The sequence below is a fragment of the Bradyrhizobium sp. AZCC 1578 genome (assembly GCF_036924675.1).
Lineage (GTDB): Bacteria > Pseudomonadota > Alphaproteobacteria > Rhizobiales > Xanthobacteraceae > Bradyrhizobium.
On sequence record NZ_JAZHRZ010000001.1, the window covers coordinates 4,061,624 to 4,078,657 of the forward strand.

Sequence of the window (17,034 nt, forward strand, 5' to 3'; positions counted from 1 at the left end):
CAAAAGATGCTGGCCACGCCTGCGCAGCGTGCCGGTTCCAGATTAAATGCGGGGTGGCTAACAGGAGGTAAATCAGGGCAGCGGCGGCGGCACGTTGGCGGCGTACCATTCGCGAAACGCCGCCAGCGCGGGGTGCGCCAGCGAGCGGTTCAGGTAGGTCCAGATCCGGGGCTGGTGGCGCAGATATTGCGGCTTGCCGTCGCGCCCGTTGAGCCGGGCGAAGGTACCGAGCAGGCGCGTATTACGCTGCGCCGACATGATGGCGTAGAGCTCGGCAAAGCTGGCCGGATCGAATTGGCCATCTGCCGCGCGGCGCGCCTTGATGTAGCGGGTCAAAAGCGACAACTCGAGTGGTTCGGGGACGTCGATACGCGCGTCCTGCAGCAGGGAAACCAGATCGTAGGCGGCAGGGCCCAATGCGGCGTCCTGGAAGTCGATGATGCCGACACGTAAAATCCCGGTGCGATCGTCGAGCCAGATGATGTTGGGCGAATGAAAATCACGCAGCACCCAGGTTCGCGGTGCAGCCGCCGGCTTTTCCAACAGCGTTCGCCACATCGCGATGAATTCGTCGCGTTGTTGCGAACTGACTGCAGCGCCGCGAACCGGCAGATACCATTCGAGCATCAGCCCGATCTCGACCAGCCATGCATCGATATCGTAGACCGGAATTTCGTAAGAGCCCTGCGGCCCAAGCGGCGCCGTTTCGGGCAGGGTTTCGCGGTGTAACGCCGCGAGCATGTCGGTTGCCGCCTCATAGCGCTCGGCGATCGGCCGCGGCGGATCGCCTTCGACGATGCCGGCGCTGCCGAAATCCTCGGTGATCAGAAAACCGGAATCGAGATCGGCGTGGCGGATCGCGGGCGCCGAGAAGCCGTGTGCACGCAGGCCATTGTCGATGGCGACGAACGGCTTGACATCCTCGGCGAGATGAACGGCCGCGCTGTAGGATTTTCCGCCATAGATCGCCGGTCCATCCGGACGGCGCGGCGAATTCATCAGGATGGATGTGCCATCGTCGCCGATCAGACGCGCATAGGAGCGCGTCGAGGCGTCGCCGGGCATGCGCTCGCGCGCTGCATCCAGAAAGCCTGCCTCAGCGAGAAATTTGCGCAAGCTGCTTAGTCGCGCCACCTGCGCCGCTGCCTTGCCATAGCCGGTGATTTCGGCGGCCCGTGCGCTCGATCCGAGCGCGGGACGATGGCTGAAGGCGATGTCAATGCGATCTTCGGGCAGTGCGTCGGGTGCGCGCTCCGGCCACTCGATCAGCGCCAGCGTGTCCTCCGGCAGTGGCGACAAGCCGATTTCCTCCAGCTCGCTCGAATCGTTGATGCGGTAGAGATCGGCGTGGACAATCGGAAATGGCAGCTCGTAGCTCTGCGCCAGCGTGAAAGTCGGGCTCGGCACTTCGAGCGCGGGATCGTCGGCGAGATAACGGATCATGGCGCGCGCCGCCGCGGTCTTTCCCGCGCCGAGATCGCCCGACAGCGTAATGACGTCGCCGGGGCCGACCAGCAGCGCGAGGTCGGCCATCAGATGCGCCGTTGCCGCCTCGTTCGCCAACGCCACCGTAAATGTCGCGGGCGCGGTCATTCGGCAGCGTTACGGTGGGCGTTCTGGTCGATCGGGAAATCGCAGGTGACGGTCGTGCCTCTGCCGACGACCGAGTCGACGCGCACCTTGCCGCCATGCAGTTCGACGAACGAGCGTACCAGCGACAAGCCGAGGCCGGCGCCGCGGTGGCGCGAGCCGTGGGAGTGGCTCTCGAACCAGTCGAATACCTTGTCTTTCACCTCGGCGGGAATGCCGGGGCCGGAATCGGAGACGGTGAAGATCACGCGGTGCTCGGTTCGCCGCGCGCTGATCGTGACCGCGGCATCGTGCGGCGAGAACCCGACGGCGTTGGCAAGCAGGTTATAGAGCACTTGCACCACGCGCCGCTCGTCGCCGGTGAAGTTGCCGATCTCAGGATCGATATCGACCTTGAGCTCGATGCGGTCGGTCGCCAGCCGGTCCTGGATGCCTTCGGCGGCGGCCTGAATGGCTTTTTCGATATTGACCGGCCCGAGCTCGAGCTTCATGGCGCCGGCATCAATGGTGGCGAGATCGAGGATGTTGTTGGTGAGCGCGAGCAGCGCGTTGGTCGACTTGGTAACGTAGTCCAGATACTCGGCCTGCTTTGGCGTCAGCGGGCCGGTCGAGGGATCGCTGAGGAAATGTGCAAAGCCGATGATGGTGGTCAGCGGTGCGCGCAGCTCGTAGGACACGTGGTGGACGAAATCCACCTTCATCTGGTCGGCAGCTTCCAGCGCCTCGTTGCGCTCGCGCAGCGCGCGCTCGACATTTTCGGTGTCGGTGATGTCCTGGAACGTCAAAAGCGTCGCGCCGTCGGGTAGCGGCATGGTCATGCAATCCAGCACGCTGCCGTCCTTGCGCTCGAGTTTCAGCGCCACCTGCGCCCGGTTCTCGATCGCGGTGATCGCCTCGCGCAGCGCCCGCCAGGTCAGCGCGTCGTCGAACAGCGGCTTGCACCACGCTTCCACGGTCTCGATGTGGGGCTGCTCTTTGAGCGATTCCGCCGAGAGCTTCCACATTTTCAGGAAAGCGGGATTGAACAGTTCCACACGGCCGTTGCTACCGAACACGGCGACCGCTTCAGCCAGATTGTCGAGCGTTTCATGCTGGACCCGGGTCAGCCGGTCATAGCGGCGTGCGAGATCGAGGCTCTCGGTGACATTGTCGAACAGATAGGTGACGCCGCCTTCGAGGTTCGGCGTGGTGACGACGCTGACGGCGCGGCCGTCGGGCAGAAACCAGGTGTAGTTCTCCGGCTCGACGGCGCGGTAGGCGTCGTGGAGCTTGGCCTTCCAGGCGCGGAAATCGGGCTGTTCGGGCAGTTTGCGCGCCGCGCGCAGCCGGTCGAGCACGCTTGAGTCGTCGGGGTTGGAATCGAGGAAGGCTTGATCGAGGCCCCACAGCCGCCGGTACGATTCGTTGTAGAAGGCAAGCCGCCGCTGGCCGTCGAATACGGCAACCCCCGACGACAACTGGTCGAGGGTGCGGCGGTGGGCTTCCGCCATCCGCTCCATGGCGTCGCGCAACTGGGTCGCCTCGCTGGCGTCGATGGCGATGCCGGCGCTGCCGCCGCCGAGCTTGAGCGCCTGAACATCATAGATGCGTCGCTCGCCGCCGACCACGATCGGCAGCCGCGCGGCGTAGGTGGAATTGTCGTTCAGCACCCGGCCCATCTCGGAACGCTGGTCGTTCTCCAGGAGCTCGAGGTTGCGGTAGATCGTGTCCGCGACGCTTGCGCCTTCGGTGGCCCGCACATAGGCCGCGTTCGCGTAACGCAGATTGCCCTCGGCGCTCTTGGCCCAGATCGGCCAGGGCGCCGCGGCGGCGAAGTTGCGCAACAACTCGGTCTCCTCCAAAAGCGTCCTGTAGCGGAGATTGGATTCGGCGAGTTCACGGCGCAAGCCGCCGAGTTCGCGAATCCGCACAATGGCTTGTCCCCCAATGGCACGGCCCATCGCTTCGATGGCGCGGCCGCTCGAGGTGGAGAGGTTGAGCAGAAAACCTTCGCCGGCCTCGCGCAGCGCGTCGACCGCACGGTCCATGCGCAGCGCCGGTTCCGGCGGCAGCCAGGTTCCAAAGGCGAGAATGCGTTGCGGCGAATTCGACAGTGCTTCCTGCGAGATCAGAAGCGAAGTGTCGCCGCTGATCTGGGGCCGGTTGTCCCCCGCGGCCCAGGCAATCAGGATCTGCGGCTCGGCGAACAACAGCGCGCGCAGCCGGTCGGCCTGTACCTGCAGATCGGCGATGTCGGAGCGCAGGTCGAGTTCCGTCCGGGTGGCCCGAATGCGCGTGCGCATTAGCAGGATTGCGGCCACCACAGTAAAGCCGAGCAGCGATAGCGCCGTGGTCAGCGCCGCGAACTCCTGGTGATTGAGGGCGAACAAGGCGGAAATCGCCTGCGTGATGGTCAATTCGTCGGCCAAAGCGGGCTCCGGCAGCGCCGAGAAGGCGGTGGCGAGCGCAATCACGCCGTGGCGCGCCAGCGAGGTGCACGACAGCAGGGTTCGACGCATCGCAGCGACTACGCCCGACATTATTTGCCCCAAGAACGCATGACTGCAGGCACCACCCCCAGCGCATAATCCGCCAAAATGTGAGCGGTTTGCGTTGAGATTGTGCGCCGACTAAGGATTGAGCGCGCCCGGACACAAAACCGGACCCCACTTTTGCTGGTCGCGCTCTACACGAATCGGGTCGAGAGTATCCCCTTCGGAAGTCGACCGGTAAGAGTCCAGACCGTGAACGCAAAACTGCCTGTGAAAAAATCAAGGCGGCGTCGTTCCGAACCGTTCAAATTGAAAGGATTCAGCGGCCGGTCGAGCCAAAACCGCCACTGCCACGGCCGGTTGCCGTCAGCGAAGTGACGGGAACCAGTTCCGCTTGCACCACAGGCGCGATCACCATCTGCGCGATGCGCTCGCCGCGCTTGATTGGAAAGGGCGTATCGCCGTGGTTAATCAGGAGCACGTTGATCTCGCCGCGGTAATCCGCATCCACCGTGCCGGGCGAGTTCAGCACCGTGACGCCGTGTTTGGCGGCAAGCCCGGAGCGCGGCCGCACCTGCGCCTCATATCCGGAAGGCAGCGCGATCGTGAGCGCGGTCGGCACCATCGCGAATTTTCCGGGCGGGAGGATCAGCGGCGTATCCGCCGGCACCGCCGCGAGCAGGTCGAGCCCGGCGGCATCGGCGCTCTGATAGGCCGGCAGTGCGAGGCCTTCACCATGTGGCAGTTGGCAGACGTCGACCTTCACCATCACGCTCACGAATTCTTCTCCATGGTCTGCGCAATCTTCGCCACCAGTTCGGCTGCGACCTGTTCCTTGGTCATCACCGGCCAAGACTCCACTTTAATGCTGTCGACGTTGATCTCCTCGCCATCGCGCGTCAGCAGGTGAACAGTGTTGCGGTCGCCGCCCATCACACCGGAGGCAGGCGAAACGTCATTGGCGACGATCCAGTCGCAGCCCTTGCGCACGATCTTGGCCTTTGCATTGTCAATCAGATGTTCGGTCTCGGCGGCAAAACCGATCACCAGCGGCGGACGCTTCTCCTTCAGTTTCGAGATCGTCGCCAGAATGTCGGGATTTTCCACCAATGTGAGCTGCGGCATGCCGGCGGACGTCTTTTTTAGTTTCTGCTCGCCTTCATTGGCAACGCGCCAGTCGGCAACGGCGGCGGCGAAGATCGCGATGTCCGCCGGCAAGGCGGCTTCCACCCGATGCAGCATGTCACGCGCCGATTCGACCCGGATCACCGTGACGCCGGGGGGATCGCGCAAGTCGACCGGGCCGGACACCAGCGTGACGTCCGCGCCCGCGGCCTGTGCCGCGGCGGCGATGGCAAAACCCTGCTTGCCGGAGGAGCGGTTGGCGATATAGCGCACAGGATCGATCGCCTCATGCGTCGGCCCTGCCGTGATCAGCACACGCTTGCCCGCGAGCGGACGCGGTCGCGGCGGGCGCAGGATATCGATGGCGGCGGCGGCAATCTCGACCGCCTCCGACATCCGCCCGATGCCGGCCTCATTGGACTCAGCCATTTCCCCGGCGGTGGGGCCGATCATGTGAACGCCGTCGCGGCGAAGCTGCATGACGTTGCGGCGGGTGGCGGCGTTGTTCCACATCAGGGGGTTCATCGCAGGCGCCAGCAGGATCGGCCGGTTGGCTGCCAGCAGGATGGCGGTAGCGAGATCGTCGGCATGGCCGTGCGCCATCTTCGCCATCAGGTCGGCGGTCGCCGGCGCCACGATGATCAGATCGCATTCGCGCGCCAGCCGGATATGGCCGGCGTCGAATTCGCTCTCGGGATTGAACAGGTCCGTATAGACGCGCTCATGCGACAGCGCGCTGGCCGAAAGCGGCGTGACGAATTGCTGGGCGGCCTTGGTTAGCACGCAGCGGACGTGAATGTGTCGCTCCTTCAGCCGCCGGATCAGCTCCAGCGACTTGAACGCGGCAATGCCGCCGCCGATGATCAGGGTGACGTTCCGCGTGCTGGAGGCGCTGGCCGACGGCGCTGCCTCTGCGGAGGGTAGTGTGGCGCCTGATAGTTCGGGACGCCCTTGGATTAGTTCTCCCAGGATGACCCGGACTTCCTCTTCGACGGAGCGGCCGTTTCCCGCCGACCTGAGCCGCAGATAGGCTTTGACGGCTTCATCGAGTTTTCGGATGGTCAGGCTGGCCATAGGGCGGCCTCCGGCAAAATTATGCAGTCAATGCTAGCACGATATGCTAGCATTGCAATCACAACTGCAGGATCGCAAACAGAATTCCGATAAACGTCGCCGCAATGATCCAGAGCGCCACCGTGCGCCAACGGCTCTTGCGGCCTTCTGCACGGCCCAGGGCCGCAATAGTCTCCGGCGACAGCGTCAGGCCCTCGCGGGTCATCTTTTCCATGTTCTCAATCACGGCAACCGCCCGCGAGGCGATCGCCGGCAGGCCCGTCATCACGCGGCCGAGTTCGCCGGCGCCGGTCATGGCGCCCTGAACCCGCCCGAGCGGGCCGAGATTGCGCTCGATCCATTCGCGCACCACGGGGTCTGCCACTTTCCAAATGTCCAGTTTCGGGTCGAATCCGCGGGCAACGCCTTCGACCACCACCATGGTCTTCTGCAGCAGGATCAGTTCGGGCCGGGTCTGCATGTCGAACAGGCCGGTGACCTCGAGCAGCAGGGTCAACAGCTTCGCCATCGAGATTTCTTCGGCGGTGCGGTTGTGGATCGGCTCGCCGATGGCGCGGATGGCCTGCGCGAAATTTTCCACCGAATGATGCCCCGGCACGTAGCCGGCCTCGAAATGGACTTCCGCAACGCGGCGGTAGTCGCGCGTGATGAAGCCCAACAGAATTTCGGCGAGGAAGCGCCGCTCCTTCACACCGAGCCGGCCCATGATACCGAAATCGACCGCCACCAGCCGGCCGGTATCGTCGAGAAACAGATTGCCGGGATGCATATCGGCATGAAAGAAGCCGTCGCGCAGCGCGTGGCGCAGGAAACTCTGGATCACCTTGCGCCCGAGGTCGGGCAAATCGACTTGCGCTGCTTCGAGGCGCGCATGGTCGTTCAGTGCGATGCCGTCAATCCACTCCATCGTCAGCACGTTATGAGTGGTGCGGTCCCAGTCGACCACCGGCACGCGGAAATCCGGATCGTCGCGGGTGTTCTCCGCCATCTCGGAAAGAGCGGCAGCCTCAAGCCGCAGGTCCATCTCCATCGCGACCGAGCGCGACATCGTGTTGATGACCTCGATCAGCCGCAGCCGCCGCGCTTCGGCCGAATGCGCTTCCGCGTTGTGTGCGACAAAGAAGAAGTCGGAGAGGTCGCGGCGAAAGCGCGAGGCAACGTTGGGCCGGAGTACCTTTACGGCGACCGGCTGGCGCACGCCATTGCGCTGGATCTCGCCACGATGCACCTGCGCGATGGACGCGGCGGCGACCGCCGGGCCGAGGCTGACAAAGGCCTTAGCCACAGAGCGTTCCAGCGACAGCGCGATCACCGCTTCCGCTTCACTTTGCGGAAACGGCGGCAGCCTGTCCTGCAGGCTTTCCAGGTCGCGCGCCATCGCAACCCCGACCACGTCGGGGCGGGTCGCCAGAAACTGTCCGAGCTTGAGGTAGGCCGGTCCCAGCCGCGTCAGCGCGCGGGATAGTCGCGGGCCGGATTTGGCACCGGGCCGCTCGATCAATCGCGCCAGCCGCAGCGCGAGCTGCCCGGGCGCCGGCACCAGGCTCGGATCAATGACGCCGAACACGCCCTCGCGCGCGAACACGTAAGCGGCGCGGACAAGCCGCGCGATGTGGGTCGCCGCAGAAATCACAAGCGCCAGCCCGAATGCAGCGCCACGATCCCGCCGGACAGGCTTTCCCACTTCACCCGCGCAAAGCCGGCGCCGCGGATCATCTCGGCAAATACATTGGGCCGGGGAAATTTCCGGATCGATTCGACGAGATACTGATAGGATTCGGCATCGCCGGTCACGGCGCGGCCGAGCGGTGGGATCACCTTGAACGAGAACTGGTCGTACAGCCAGTCCAGTCCGGGAACGTCGACGGTGGAGAATTCCAGACAGAGGAATCGGCTGCCCGGCCGCAGCACGCGATAGGCTTCGCGCAGCGCCACATCGATCCGCGGCACGTTGCGAATGCCGAAGGCGATCGTGTAGGCGTCGAACGAACGATCCGGGAAAGCCAGCGTCTCGGCATTGCCTTCGACGAAAGACACCTGATGGTCGAGATGCTGCGCCAGCGCGCGGTTGTGACCCACTTCCAGCATATCCGTATTGATGTCGCAGACGGTGGCGCGGAAGCCAAAGCCTGCGGCCTTGGCCGCGCGGAAGGCGATGTCGCCGGTGCCGCCGGCGACATCGAGCAGCGCAAACGGCGCATCACTTTTCGGCGGGTTGAGCGCCGTGATCATGACGTCTTTCCAGACCCGGTGCAGGCCCGCCGACATCAGGTCGTTCATCAGGTCATAGCGCCTTGCCACGCTGTGAAACACGTCGTTCACCAGCGACTGCTTGTCCCCTAAGGGCACGTCCCTGAAGCCAAAATGGGTGGTTTGATCCGGCCGATCCATTAGATGTACTCCACTACCGGACCATAGCGCGCCCGTCGCAATGGCGCTATCACGTCACCTCCATAAGGTGAATGCCTGCATGCCTGAATTGCCCGAAGTTGAGACCGTCCGCCGCGGCCTGCAACCCGCCATGGAGGGGGCGAAAATCCTCAAGGCGGAAGCCCGGCGCAAGGATTTGCGGTTTCCCTTTCAAAAAGACTTTATCGCTCGGCTGGAGGGCCAGACGGTGACCGGCCTTGGCCGCCGTGCCAAATATCTGATGGCGGACCTTACCTCCGGCGACGTGCTGCTGATGCATCTGGGCATGTCCGGCTCGTTCCGGGTGCTCGATGGCGGCGCTAACAATGCGCCCGGCCAATTCCACCATCCGCGCAGCGAGGACCGCGCGCATGATCACGTGGTGTTTCACATGTCGTCGGGCAGGTCCGTCGTGTTCAACGATCCGCGCCGCTTCGGTTACATGAAGATTATTGCCCGCAACGTGCTGGAGGATGAACCGCTATTGAAGGGTCTCGGGCCCGAGCCGCTCGGCAACGAATTCGACGCCGCGATGCTGGCGCGGTCCTGCTTCAACAAGAAGACCAGCCTGAAGGCCGCGCTGCTCGACCAGCGCGTGGTTGCCGGCCTCGGCAATATCTACGTCTGCGAGGCGCTGTACCGCTCGCATCTTTCGCCGCGCCGGTTGGCGGCGACGCTGGCAACGAAGACGGGCGAGCCGACCGACCATGCCGGGCGGCTGGTGAATGCAATTCACACAGTGCTCAATCAGGCCATCAAGGCCGGCGGCTCCTCGATCAACGATCATCGGCTGACCTCGGGCGAACTCGGCTATTTCCAGCACTCGTTCCAGGTCTATGATCGCGAGGGCGAGAAGTGCCAAACTAAAGGCTGCGGCGGTGTCGTGCGACGCTTCGTACAGAACGGCCGTTCAACCTTCTGGTGTCCGAAATGTCAGAAATGACCATCACGCCGACGCTCGAAACGAGGCGACTGATCTTGCGGCCGCTGGCGCTATCCGATGCGCCGGCGATCCAACGTCATTTCAACAACTGGAATATCATCCAGCATCTCGCATCGGTTGTCCCCTGGCCATATCCGGAGGACGGCGCGACCACTTTCATTACGAGGGAGTTGGAGAGGGTCGCCGCAGGGGAAGAGATCTATAATTGGATGCTGGTGTTGCGCGGCGGTGATGGCGAGGCGATCGGGAATATTCGCTTTCGCCCGAGGGCGGATAATGCGAAGGGCAACCGGGGCTTCTGGCTCGCGGAGCGCTATTGGAATCAAGGCCTGATGAGCGAAGCCGTCGCGGAGGTGAACAATTTCGTCTTCGGCGTACTCGGCCTCGAGGTTTTCTACGTCTGTAACGCGGTAACCAATGAGGCATCGCGCCGGGTCAAGCAAAAGACCGGTGCCGAATTGGTCGGCTACACCGAGCTTGCCCATCACAACGGTCAGACGCTAGCGGAACGATGGCGTGTGACGCGGGAACAATGGCTGCGCCGGAACAGGTAGGCGGAGCGAAGCAATCCAGCGGGGCTGGTCGGCTGGATTGCGTCCGTCTTCCCGCGAAGCGGGAATGTCAGACTCGAGCCGGCGCTCTCAGGAAGAGAGCGCTGTCGTTCGCGATGACCGGCAGCGCAGCCATAGCCGGAAGTATCGCAGGCGTTTCCACCAACTCCTCGATGATCGGCTCGTCGCCGGCCGCTGCCATATTGCCGAGCTGCACTTCGATCCACTGCCACAGAGCGCGGATTTCCTCGGCAGATTTGCCGCACGGCGCGTATTCGCAGACCGCAAGTCCGGCGCTGAGCGCATCCTGATGATCGTTGCGCATCACGATGAAGGGTTTGGCAAGGATATCGCCGATGTCGAGCGCGGCCTCGTCGCTCAGCGCGGTCTCCGCGCTGGTGAGGCGCGTGCCCCGGATCGGCGTCTGGTTCAGGACATAGGCGAACGGCTTGCGCCAGGCCCTGACGACGCTGAGCGTCGGGGCGGTCGCCTCAATGTCCGCGATGCTCGGGCGCGTCGGGATCAGGCAGAAATCCGCATAACGAATCGCTGAATTGGTCGCGGCGCTGACGCCGCCGGCGGTATCCACGATCGCTACCGTCACGCCCTCGCGATCGAGCGATTGCAGGCGGTGCTCGACCTCCCTGGCGGCATAGACCGGCTCGACGACCGGCGCGGCATAGGGGCGGCGGCGCTTCCAATTCGAAAGGGTGCCCTGCGAGTCCGTCTCGATCAGGCGGACATTGTGCCCGGCCCGGATGGCGGCAAGCGCAAGGCTGATGGCGAGCGTGCTTTTGCCGGAGCCACCCTTCTGGGTGGCCAATACGATCGTCTGCATTTCAGATCCTTTGGATGGCTTTCAGGCATTTTGGTTACGGCACACGAGCCGCGCCGCATTCTGCGACGCCGAGTTACGCGCTCGCTCAGACGTGCCCAGCCCGATCCAAAGGTCAGGGGATCGCGGTAGTCCGAATCAGTCAGCTTGCAATGATGCCCGATTATGGAAGTGTGGTCATCCGGGCAAATACTGCCGTGCGGCGCATCGGCGCCCGATCATCGACGGCATGGCCCATATCCGGCTGGCCGATGGCCGCCACCATGCCACTCGCCGACGTCATGCGGCCTGCTGGCGTGCGGACGGCACACCCGGCGGTATAGGTCCCGGCTCTGCGGTCCACCGCTGACGCGCTGCACCGCGTCCGGAACACGAACTCCTACTTCCTGACGCAGATCACGCGGACCACCGACGCTTTGGCGTCCGTCGATCCGCCAGCCGCGTTGATGCCGTTGGCCTTGAGGAAGTCGCGTACCGTTTCGGCGGTCACCAGCATCGCTTGCGGCGCCGGCACGCCATTGGTAGGTCCCGCCACTTGAATTGGCTTCAACAGCGCGATGCCGGCGAATTTGCTGTCGCCGTCCTGCGCGGGCGCGCCGGAGAAGCCAAGCGCCGGCGCGGGCGTCAGCGCGATATCGCTGCTGCCGCCTAGCTGGGCCACCGTGGCCCTGGTGCTGGTCACCGCCACGCCGCCGCCCTGGTTCTGCGGATCGGCAATGCCGGTGAGGTCGAGCGTCGGTTTGGTGGCGGCATTGGCGAGATTGAGCGCCTTCAGCCCGCGCGCGCCATAGATGCGCAAGAGCGCCAGATCGTGCTCCTTGTCCTCGGCGACACGATCGGCATTGCCGAACCCTGCGATCGCGACCGTGAGGCAGCCGTCGGTGATCTGGCGGTCGGCCAGAATCGCGCCATCGTCGCCGACGACGACACCGGTGCCGTACTCCACGCTCTTGCGCGGGGGAGGCCCCGCCGTCTGCGCGGCCGCCGGAAATGCGTTGAACGCGCTCGACATCGCGATCACCACGGGCTCGACGGTGTTTTCGGTTGCCTGGTCGTACATGATGGTGAGGATGCGGACCTCGTCGCCTTTGAAGGTGCCGCGCATATAAAACTTCTTCAGGCCCTGCAGGCCGGACAGGACGAAGAAATCCGGCTTGACCACGGTGTAATCGATGGTGCGGCCCGGCTCTTTCTTCTCGCGCTCGGCGAGTTTTGCCGTGGTCGGATTGGCTTCCTTGCGCCGCGAAAGCTGGATCTGGATCGTGCCGGTTGGTGACGTCCATTTGGTGCCGTTGGCGTCGCTGGCCTGCTGCGGCACCAGCTTGGTGGGAATGCCGAGCCGCGCGCTAGTGCCGGGATCGATGACGATTTTCCAACCGACGCTTTCCTGTTTTTTTCTGGCAGTGTCGGCGAGGAGGCCGCGCTCCTGCGGATTGAGCACGCCGGTTGATTTAGCCCCGCGCGACTTCTGGAATTCCTTGATCGCATTGACCATGCGCTCGCTGACGTCGCCGGTGATGGCGCCGTTATATTGCCCGACCCAGGCGAGGTCCGACTGCAGCGCCAGCCGCTCGGCCTGGCCCAAGGCCTTCGCCGTGTCCTCCGGCTTCTGCAGCGCGGGACGGGTCGGCACCGTCGTGACTTGCTTCGGCTTGGCGCCCGTCGTGGAAGGGGGCGTCATTTGCGCCTGCGCGGCGGCCCCGGAGATCACAAAAGCCGAGGCTGCGATCATCAATGTTGCTGAAAGCACCAATCTCATGACAAATCCCGGCAGAATAAGGAGAGTGCGATCATTGACGCCCGGCCAATTAAGCACATCTGTTTAGTCGGCAACAACCGCGCCCCGGTTCAGGGGGATTATCGCCTCATCCTGAGGAGCCGCGAAGCGGCGTCTCGAAGGATGAAGGCCCGGCCGGGCCTCATGGTATCCCGGCGATGCGAAGCATCGTCCGGTGGACGCGCGTTCCGCGCTCCTCACCATGAGGGTTTGCCAGCGAAGGAAGGACAGCACGCTCATGCTGAGCGCCGACGAACTTGAACGCTACGCCCGCCATATCGTGCTGCGCGAAGTCGGCGGTCCCGGGCAGGCCGCCCTGAAAGCGGCATCCGTGCTGGTGATCGGCGCCGGCGGACTTGGCGCGCCCGTCCTGATGTATCTGGCGGCGGCCGGTGTCGGCAGGCTCGGCGCTGTCGATGACGACGTGGTCTCGCTGTCCAATCTGCAGCGGCAGATCATCCACGCCACGCCGGACATCGGGCGGCCCAAGGTCGACAGCGCCGCGGAGACCGTTCACGCGCTCAATCCCCACGTTCGTTTCGAGGCGCATGGCGTGCGTCTCGATGCGGGGAACGTGATGTCGCTGATCGACGACTACGATCTCGTGCTCGACGGCTCCGACAATTTCGAGACCCGCTATCTGGTTTCCGATGCCTGCTTCTTTGCCGGCAAGCCGCTGATCACGGCGGCGCTCGGGATGTTCGACGGATCGCTGACCACGATCCGGGCGCATGAACGAGACACCGGCGGCCACTTCAATCCGACCTATCGCTGCCTGTTTCCCGAACCGCCGCCGCCCGGCACCATACCGGCCTGCGCCGAGGCCGGCGTCATGGGCGCGCTGGCGGGCATGCTCGGCTCGATGATGGCGCTGGAAGCGATCCGCGAGATCGTCGGCTTCGGCGAGAGCCTGGTCGGCCGACTGGTGATGGTCGATGCACGCGCGATGCGGTTTGAAACATTGCGCTACACACGCGATCCGCAAAACCCGCTCAACGGCGATACGCCTACGATCACTGATTTGAGCGGGCACGCGGCGTAGTATTCACCGCTTCTCGCTGTCCATATGCGCAAGTTGCGACTCCGGATAGCGCGCCCCGGCCGCCACGCCGGGCGGAAACGCCTCGGCCAGCGCGGACAAGTGAGCCCGCGTCAGTTTTACATCGAGCGCGCCGAGCGCCTCAGCGAGGCGGTCACGGCGGCGGGCGCCGACCAGCGGCACGATGTCGTTGCCCTGCGCCGCGACCCATGCAATCGCGACCTGTGCGGGGGAGGCGCCGAGCTCGCTTGCAATCGCACGCAATGAATCCACCAGCGCCAGATTGGCGTCGAGATTGCCTCCCTGGAAACGCGGGCTCATGGCACGAAAATCCTTGGTCCCGCGATCGGCCGTCCAGTGTCCGCTGATCAGCCCGCGCGACAGCACGCCATAGGCCGTGATGCCGATGCCGAGTTCGCGGCAGGTCGGCAGGATGTCATCCTCGATGCCGCGCGAGATCAGTGAGTATTCGATCTGCAGGTCGGTGATCGGGTGCACCGCATGGGCGCGTCGAATGGTCTCCGCGCCGACTTCCGACAGGCCGATATGCCTGATCCAACCGGCCTTCACCATGTCGGCCATCGCACCGACCGTCTCCTCGATCGGCACGGCCGGATCGAGCCGCGCCGGCCGATAGATGTCGATGGTCTCGACGCGGAGCCGCTGCAGCGAATAAGCGAGGAAATTCTTGATCGCCGCCGGGCGGCTGTCATAGCCGGACCAGTTCTTTGCGGGGTCGCGCAGCGCGCCAAACTTGACGCTGAGCTGGACGTTGTCGCGGCCGCGCGCAGCGAGCGCTTCGCCGATCAGCATTTCATTGTGACCCATGCCGTAGAAATCGCCGGTGTCGAGCAGGGTGATGCCGGCATCGAGCGCGGCGTGGATGGTGGCGATGCTCTCGCTGCGGTCGGCCGGGCCGTAGAAGTCTGACATGCCCATGCAACCGAGGCCGATGGCAGAAACGGTTGGGCCGGTAGAGCCGAGTTTGCGTCGTTCCATGGCGGTTCTCCTCGTAGTCGGCGCCGGATCTGCGCCGTGATGACGAGGCGGATATGGACCTTTTCGACTGAGCCGGTAAGATGGACAATTCCAAACAGCTTGTTCACTATGTCAAACAATGAAAGATCTCGACCTCCGCGACCTCGACGTTTTTGTTGCCGTGGCGCGCACCCGGAATTTCCGCCGTGCCGCGATCGAGCAGGGCGTCTCCGTCTCAAGCATCAGCCAGCGGCTGCGCGACATGGAAGAGCTGCTCGGTGTGCGCCTGATGAATCGCACCACGCGCAGCGTAGCCCTCACCGAAGCCGGCGAGTTGTTGCTGGGGCGCGTCGGCCCGGCGCTCTCGGATGTCGGCGCGGCGCTCGATCAGGTGCGCGGCCTGCGGGCCGTGCCGTCGGGGCGTTTGCGCATCAACGCGCCGCCACCGGCAATCGACCTGGTGATGGCGCCGATGGTCGCGCCGTTTCTCGAGAAGCATCCCAAGATCGAGCTGGAGATCGTCGGCGAGAGTTCGTTTGTCGATATCGTCGCCGGCGGGTTCGACGCCGGCGTGCGCTATGGCGAACATCTGGCGCAGGACATGATCGCGGTCTCGCTCGGGGCGCCACAGCGTTACGCAGTGGTGGCGTCGAAGGAATATGTTGCTCAGCATGGTCGACCGCAAGTGCCGAAGGATCTGCTCGACCATGCCTGTATCCGCACCCGCTTCGGCAGCGGCGCGATGCTGGACTGGGAGTTTGAGAAAGCGGGCCGTGTCGTGAAGGTTTCACCGCCGGCCAAGCTGGTCGCGACCCATCTGGGGCTGGCGTTGCGCGCCGTCCATGACGGGGTGGGCTTCTGGCTGACGTTCGAAGGTTATGTTCGGTACGGCATCAAGTCGGGCGCGCTGGTCAGCGTGCTCGACGACTGGTGCCCGCCGTTTCCGGGACCGTTTCTGTATTATCCGAGCCGTCGCCAGCCGCCGCCGGCGCTTGCCGCGTTCGTGGCGTTTATTGCGGATTGGCGGAAGCGGGAGAAGCGGAAGAGCGAAAAATCTATCGTCGTCCCGGCCAAGCGAAGCGCGAGCCGGGACCCATAACCACCGATGTTGCTTGTCAGGAAGACCTTAGGCCCTAGCGTGTCGTAACCACAAAGGCCTGTGGTTATGGGTCCCTGCTTTCGCAGGGACGACTTCGTTGAAGCCTCCCGCTCACAGCATGCTGGGCAGCACGCGATCTGGCGGCTTGTGGTTGTCGAGGAAGGTCCGGATGTTGATGATCACCTTCTCGCCCATCTCGACGCGGCCTTCGATGGTGGCCGAGCCCATATGCGGCAACAGCGTCACCTTGCCGGCTTTCGCCAGCCGAACCAGTTTCGGATTGACCGCGGGCTCGTGCTCGTAGACGTCGAGGCCGGCGCCGCCGACGTCACCGGCTTCGAGCAGCTTGATCAGCGTGTCCTCGTCGATCACGCCGCCGCGCGCGGTGTTGACGATGTAGGCGTCTTTGCGGATCAGCTTGAGCCGCCGGGCCGACAACAGGTGATAGGTTGCCGGCGTGTGCGGACAGTTCACCGAGATGATGTCCATCCGCGCCAGCATCTGGTCGAGGCTTTCCCAATAGGTCGCGCCGAGTTCCTCGGCAATAACAGGCGCCACCGGACGGCGGTTGTGATAGTGGATCTGCAGGCCGAAGGCGCGCGCGCGGCGAGCCACCGCCTGGCCGATGCGGCCCATGCCGATGATGCCGAGGCGTTTGCCGCCGATGCGGTGGCCGAGCATCCAGGTCGGCGACCAGCCCGGCCAGTTCTTGCCGTCGGGGAGGATCGTTGCGCCTTCGATCAGCCGCCGCGGCACCGCGAGAATCAGCGCCATGGTCATGTCGGCGGTATCTTCGGTCAAAACCTTCGGCGTGTTGGTCACGGTGATGCCGCGCGCATGTGCCGCCGCGACGTCGATATTGTCGACGCCGTTGCCGAAATTGGCGATCATGCGCAGCTTGCAGTCAGGGTGCTTGAGCATCTCCTCGCTGATCGTGTCGGTGACGGTCGGCACCAACACGTCAGCCGAGCGGCTGGCTTCGGCAATCTGCTGCGGCGTCATCGGCGTGTCGTCGAGATTCAACGTCGCGTCGAACAGCTCGCGCATCCGGGTCTCGATCGAGTCCGGCAATTTGCGAGTGACGACGACGAGAGGTTTTTTCTTGATCGACATGTCCTGCTCTCATGAGGGAGGTGCGCAGAC

The 17,034-nt window shown here is 64.2% G+C and carries 14 protein-coding genes; 4 read left to right on the forward strand and 10 right to left on the reverse strand.

The genetic code is table 11. The features are described from left to right. Positions 1–72: 72 nt before the first annotated feature. The 6 genes from tsaE to ubiE all read right to left on the reverse strand — a co-directional run bounded on the left by tsaE (position 73) and on the right by ubiE (position 8,651). Positions 73–1,593 (reverse strand): tRNA (adenosine(37)-N6)-threonylcarbamoyltransferase complex ATPase subunit type 1 TsaE, encoded by a 1,521-nt coding sequence (tsaE, locus tag V1290_RS19385; RefSeq protein WP_334365889.1) that lies wholly within the window; start codon positions 1,591–1,593, stop codon positions 73–75. Next, complete coding sequence (locus V1290_RS19390) at positions 1,590–4,109, reverse strand: PAS domain-containing sensor histidine kinase (RefSeq protein ID WP_334365890.1); 2,520 nt, start codon at positions 4,107–4,109, stop codon at positions 1,590–1,592. The genes tsaE and V1290_RS19390 overlap by 4 nt, the downstream gene beginning before the upstream one ends. Positions 4,110–4,380: 271 nt before the next feature. After that, positions 4,381–4,830, reverse strand: a complete 450-nt coding sequence (gene dut, locus V1290_RS19395) for a dUTP diphosphatase (RefSeq protein ID WP_442895066.1) — start codon at positions 4,828–4,830, stop codon at positions 4,381–4,383. Between the two features lie 5 nt (positions 4,831–4,835). Continuing rightward, positions 4,836–6,260, reverse strand: coding sequence for a bifunctional phosphopantothenoylcysteine decarboxylase/phosphopantothenate--cysteine ligase CoaBC (coaBC, locus tag V1290_RS19400; protein WP_334365893.1), 1,425 nt, complete (start codon positions 6,258–6,260; stop codon positions 4,836–4,838). A 58-nt stretch (positions 6,261–6,318) separates the two neighbouring features. Beyond that, positions 6,319–7,893 carry a 2-polyprenylphenol 6-hydroxylase gene (ubiB, locus tag V1290_RS19405; RefSeq protein WP_334369095.1) on the reverse strand — a complete coding sequence of 525 codons (1,575 nt, stop codon included), beginning with the start codon at positions 7,891–7,893 and terminating at the stop codon, positions 6,319–6,321. Further along, positions 7,890–8,651: a bifunctional demethylmenaquinone methyltransferase/2-methoxy-6-polyprenyl-1,4-benzoquinol methylase UbiE gene (ubiE, locus tag V1290_RS19410; protein ID WP_334365894.1), complete on the reverse strand. Its 762-nt coding sequence runs from the start codon at positions 8,649–8,651 to the stop codon at positions 7,890–7,892. The genes ubiB and ubiE overlap by 4 nt, the downstream gene beginning before the upstream one ends. A gap of 79 nt (positions 8,652–8,730) precedes the next feature. Here ubiE and mutM point away from each other — a divergent pair, with 79 nt between their 5' ends. Both mutM and V1290_RS19420 read left to right on the forward strand, forming a co-directional pair. Next, positions 8,731–9,612 (forward strand): bifunctional DNA-formamidopyrimidine glycosylase/DNA-(apurinic or apyrimidinic site) lyase, encoded by an 882-nt coding sequence (gene mutM, locus V1290_RS19415; protein WP_334365895.1) that lies wholly within the window; start codon positions 8,731–8,733, stop codon positions 9,610–9,612. After that, a complete protein-coding gene (locus V1290_RS19420) occupies positions 9,609–10,166 on the forward strand; it encodes a GNAT family N-acetyltransferase (protein WP_442893787.1) in 558 nt (185 codons plus the stop codon). The genes mutM and V1290_RS19420 overlap by 4 nt, the downstream gene beginning before the upstream one ends. A 67-nt stretch (positions 10,167–10,233) precedes the next feature. Here the strand turns inward: V1290_RS19420 and V1290_RS19425 are convergent, their stop codons facing one another. Both V1290_RS19425 and V1290_RS19430 read right to left on the reverse strand, forming a co-directional pair. Continuing rightward, positions 10,234–11,001 carry a ParA family protein gene (locus tag V1290_RS19425; protein ID WP_334365897.1) on the reverse strand — a complete coding sequence of 256 codons (768 nt, stop codon included), beginning with the start codon at positions 10,999–11,001 and terminating at the stop codon, positions 10,234–10,236. A 376-nt stretch (positions 11,002–11,377) separates the two neighbouring features. Beyond that, positions 11,378–12,757, reverse strand: coding sequence for a serine protease (locus V1290_RS19430; RefSeq protein WP_334365898.1), 1,380 nt, complete (start codon positions 12,755–12,757; stop codon positions 11,378–11,380). Between the two features lie 256 nt (positions 12,758–13,013). On the opposite strand from V1290_RS19430, the gene V1290_RS19435 reads away from it, so the two are divergent. Beyond that, the gene (locus V1290_RS19435) at positions 13,014–13,817 is read left to right on the forward strand and encodes a HesA/MoeB/ThiF family protein (RefSeq protein ID WP_334365899.1); all 804 of its coding nucleotides are present in this window, start codon (positions 13,014–13,016) and stop codon (positions 13,815–13,817) included. 3 nt (positions 13,818–13,820) lie between these two features. Here V1290_RS19435 and V1290_RS19440 read toward each other — a convergent pair whose 3' ends face one another. Continuing rightward, the gene (locus V1290_RS19440) at positions 13,821–14,813 is read right to left on the reverse strand and encodes an aldo/keto reductase (RefSeq protein WP_334365900.1); all 993 of its coding nucleotides are present in this window, start codon (positions 14,811–14,813) and stop codon (positions 13,821–13,823) included. A 118-nt stretch (positions 14,814–14,931) separates the two neighbouring features. Here V1290_RS19440 and V1290_RS19445 point away from each other — a divergent pair, with 118 nt between their 5' ends. Next, positions 14,932–15,891, forward strand: a complete 960-nt coding sequence (locus tag V1290_RS19445; protein WP_334365901.1) for a LysR family transcriptional regulator — start codon at positions 14,932–14,934, stop codon at positions 15,889–15,891. A gap of 111 nt (positions 15,892–16,002) precedes the next feature. Here V1290_RS19445 and V1290_RS19450 read toward each other — a convergent pair whose 3' ends face one another. Continuing rightward, a complete protein-coding gene (locus V1290_RS19450) occupies positions 16,003–17,004 on the reverse strand; it encodes a 2-hydroxyacid dehydrogenase (RefSeq protein ID WP_334365902.1) in 1,002 nt (333 codons plus the stop codon). Positions 17,005–17,034 lie beyond the last annotated feature (30 nt).

Excerpts from the sequence above, each read along its gene's own strand:
- V1290_RS19445 (WP_334365901.1), top strand. The coding sequence starts at position 14,932 with ATGAAAGATCTCGACCTCCGCGACCTCGACGTTTTTGTTGCCGTGGCG.
- tsaE (WP_334365889.1), bottom strand. The coding sequence starts at position 1,593 with ATGACCGCGCCCGCGACATTTACGGTGGCGTTGGCGAACGAGGCGGCA.
- V1290_RS19450 (WP_334365902.1), bottom strand. The coding sequence starts at position 17,004 with ATGTCGATCAAGAAAAAACCTCTCGTCGTCGTCACTCGCAAATTGCCG.
- V1290_RS19440 (WP_334365900.1), bottom strand. The coding sequence starts at position 14,813 with ATGGAACGACGCAAACTCGGCTCTACCGGCCCAACCGTTTCTGCCATC.
- V1290_RS19425 (WP_334365897.1), bottom strand. The coding sequence starts at position 11,001 with ATGCAGACGATCGTATTGGCCACCCAGAAGGGTGGCTCCGGCAAAAGC.
- mutM (WP_334365895.1), top strand. The coding sequence starts at position 8,731 with ATGCCTGAATTGCCCGAAGTTGAGACCGTCCGCCGCGGCCTGCAACCC.
- coaBC (WP_334365893.1), bottom strand. The coding sequence starts at position 6,260 with ATGGCCAGCCTGACCATCCGAAAACTCGATGAAGCCGTCAAAGCCTAT.
- ubiE (WP_334365894.1), bottom strand. The coding sequence starts at position 8,651 with ATGGATCGGCCGGATCAAACCACCCATTTTGGCTTCAGGGACGTGCCC.
- V1290_RS19420 (WP_442893787.1), top strand. The coding sequence starts at position 9,609 with ATGACCATCACGCCGACGCTCGAAACGAGGCGACTGATCTTGCGGCCG.
- V1290_RS19430 (WP_334365898.1), bottom strand. The coding sequence starts at position 12,757 with ATGAGATTGGTGCTTTCAGCAACATTGATGATCGCAGCCTCGGCTTTT.
- V1290_RS19390 (WP_334365890.1), bottom strand. The coding sequence starts at position 4,109 with ATGTCGGGCGTAGTCGCTGCGATGCGTCGAACCCTGCTGTCGTGCACC.
- V1290_RS19435 (WP_334365899.1), top strand. The coding sequence starts at position 13,014 with ATGCTGAGCGCCGACGAACTTGAACGCTACGCCCGCCATATCGTGCTG.
- dut (WP_442895066.1), bottom strand. The coding sequence starts at position 4,830 with ATGGTGAAGGTCGACGTCTGCCAACTGCCACATGGTGAAGGCCTCGCA.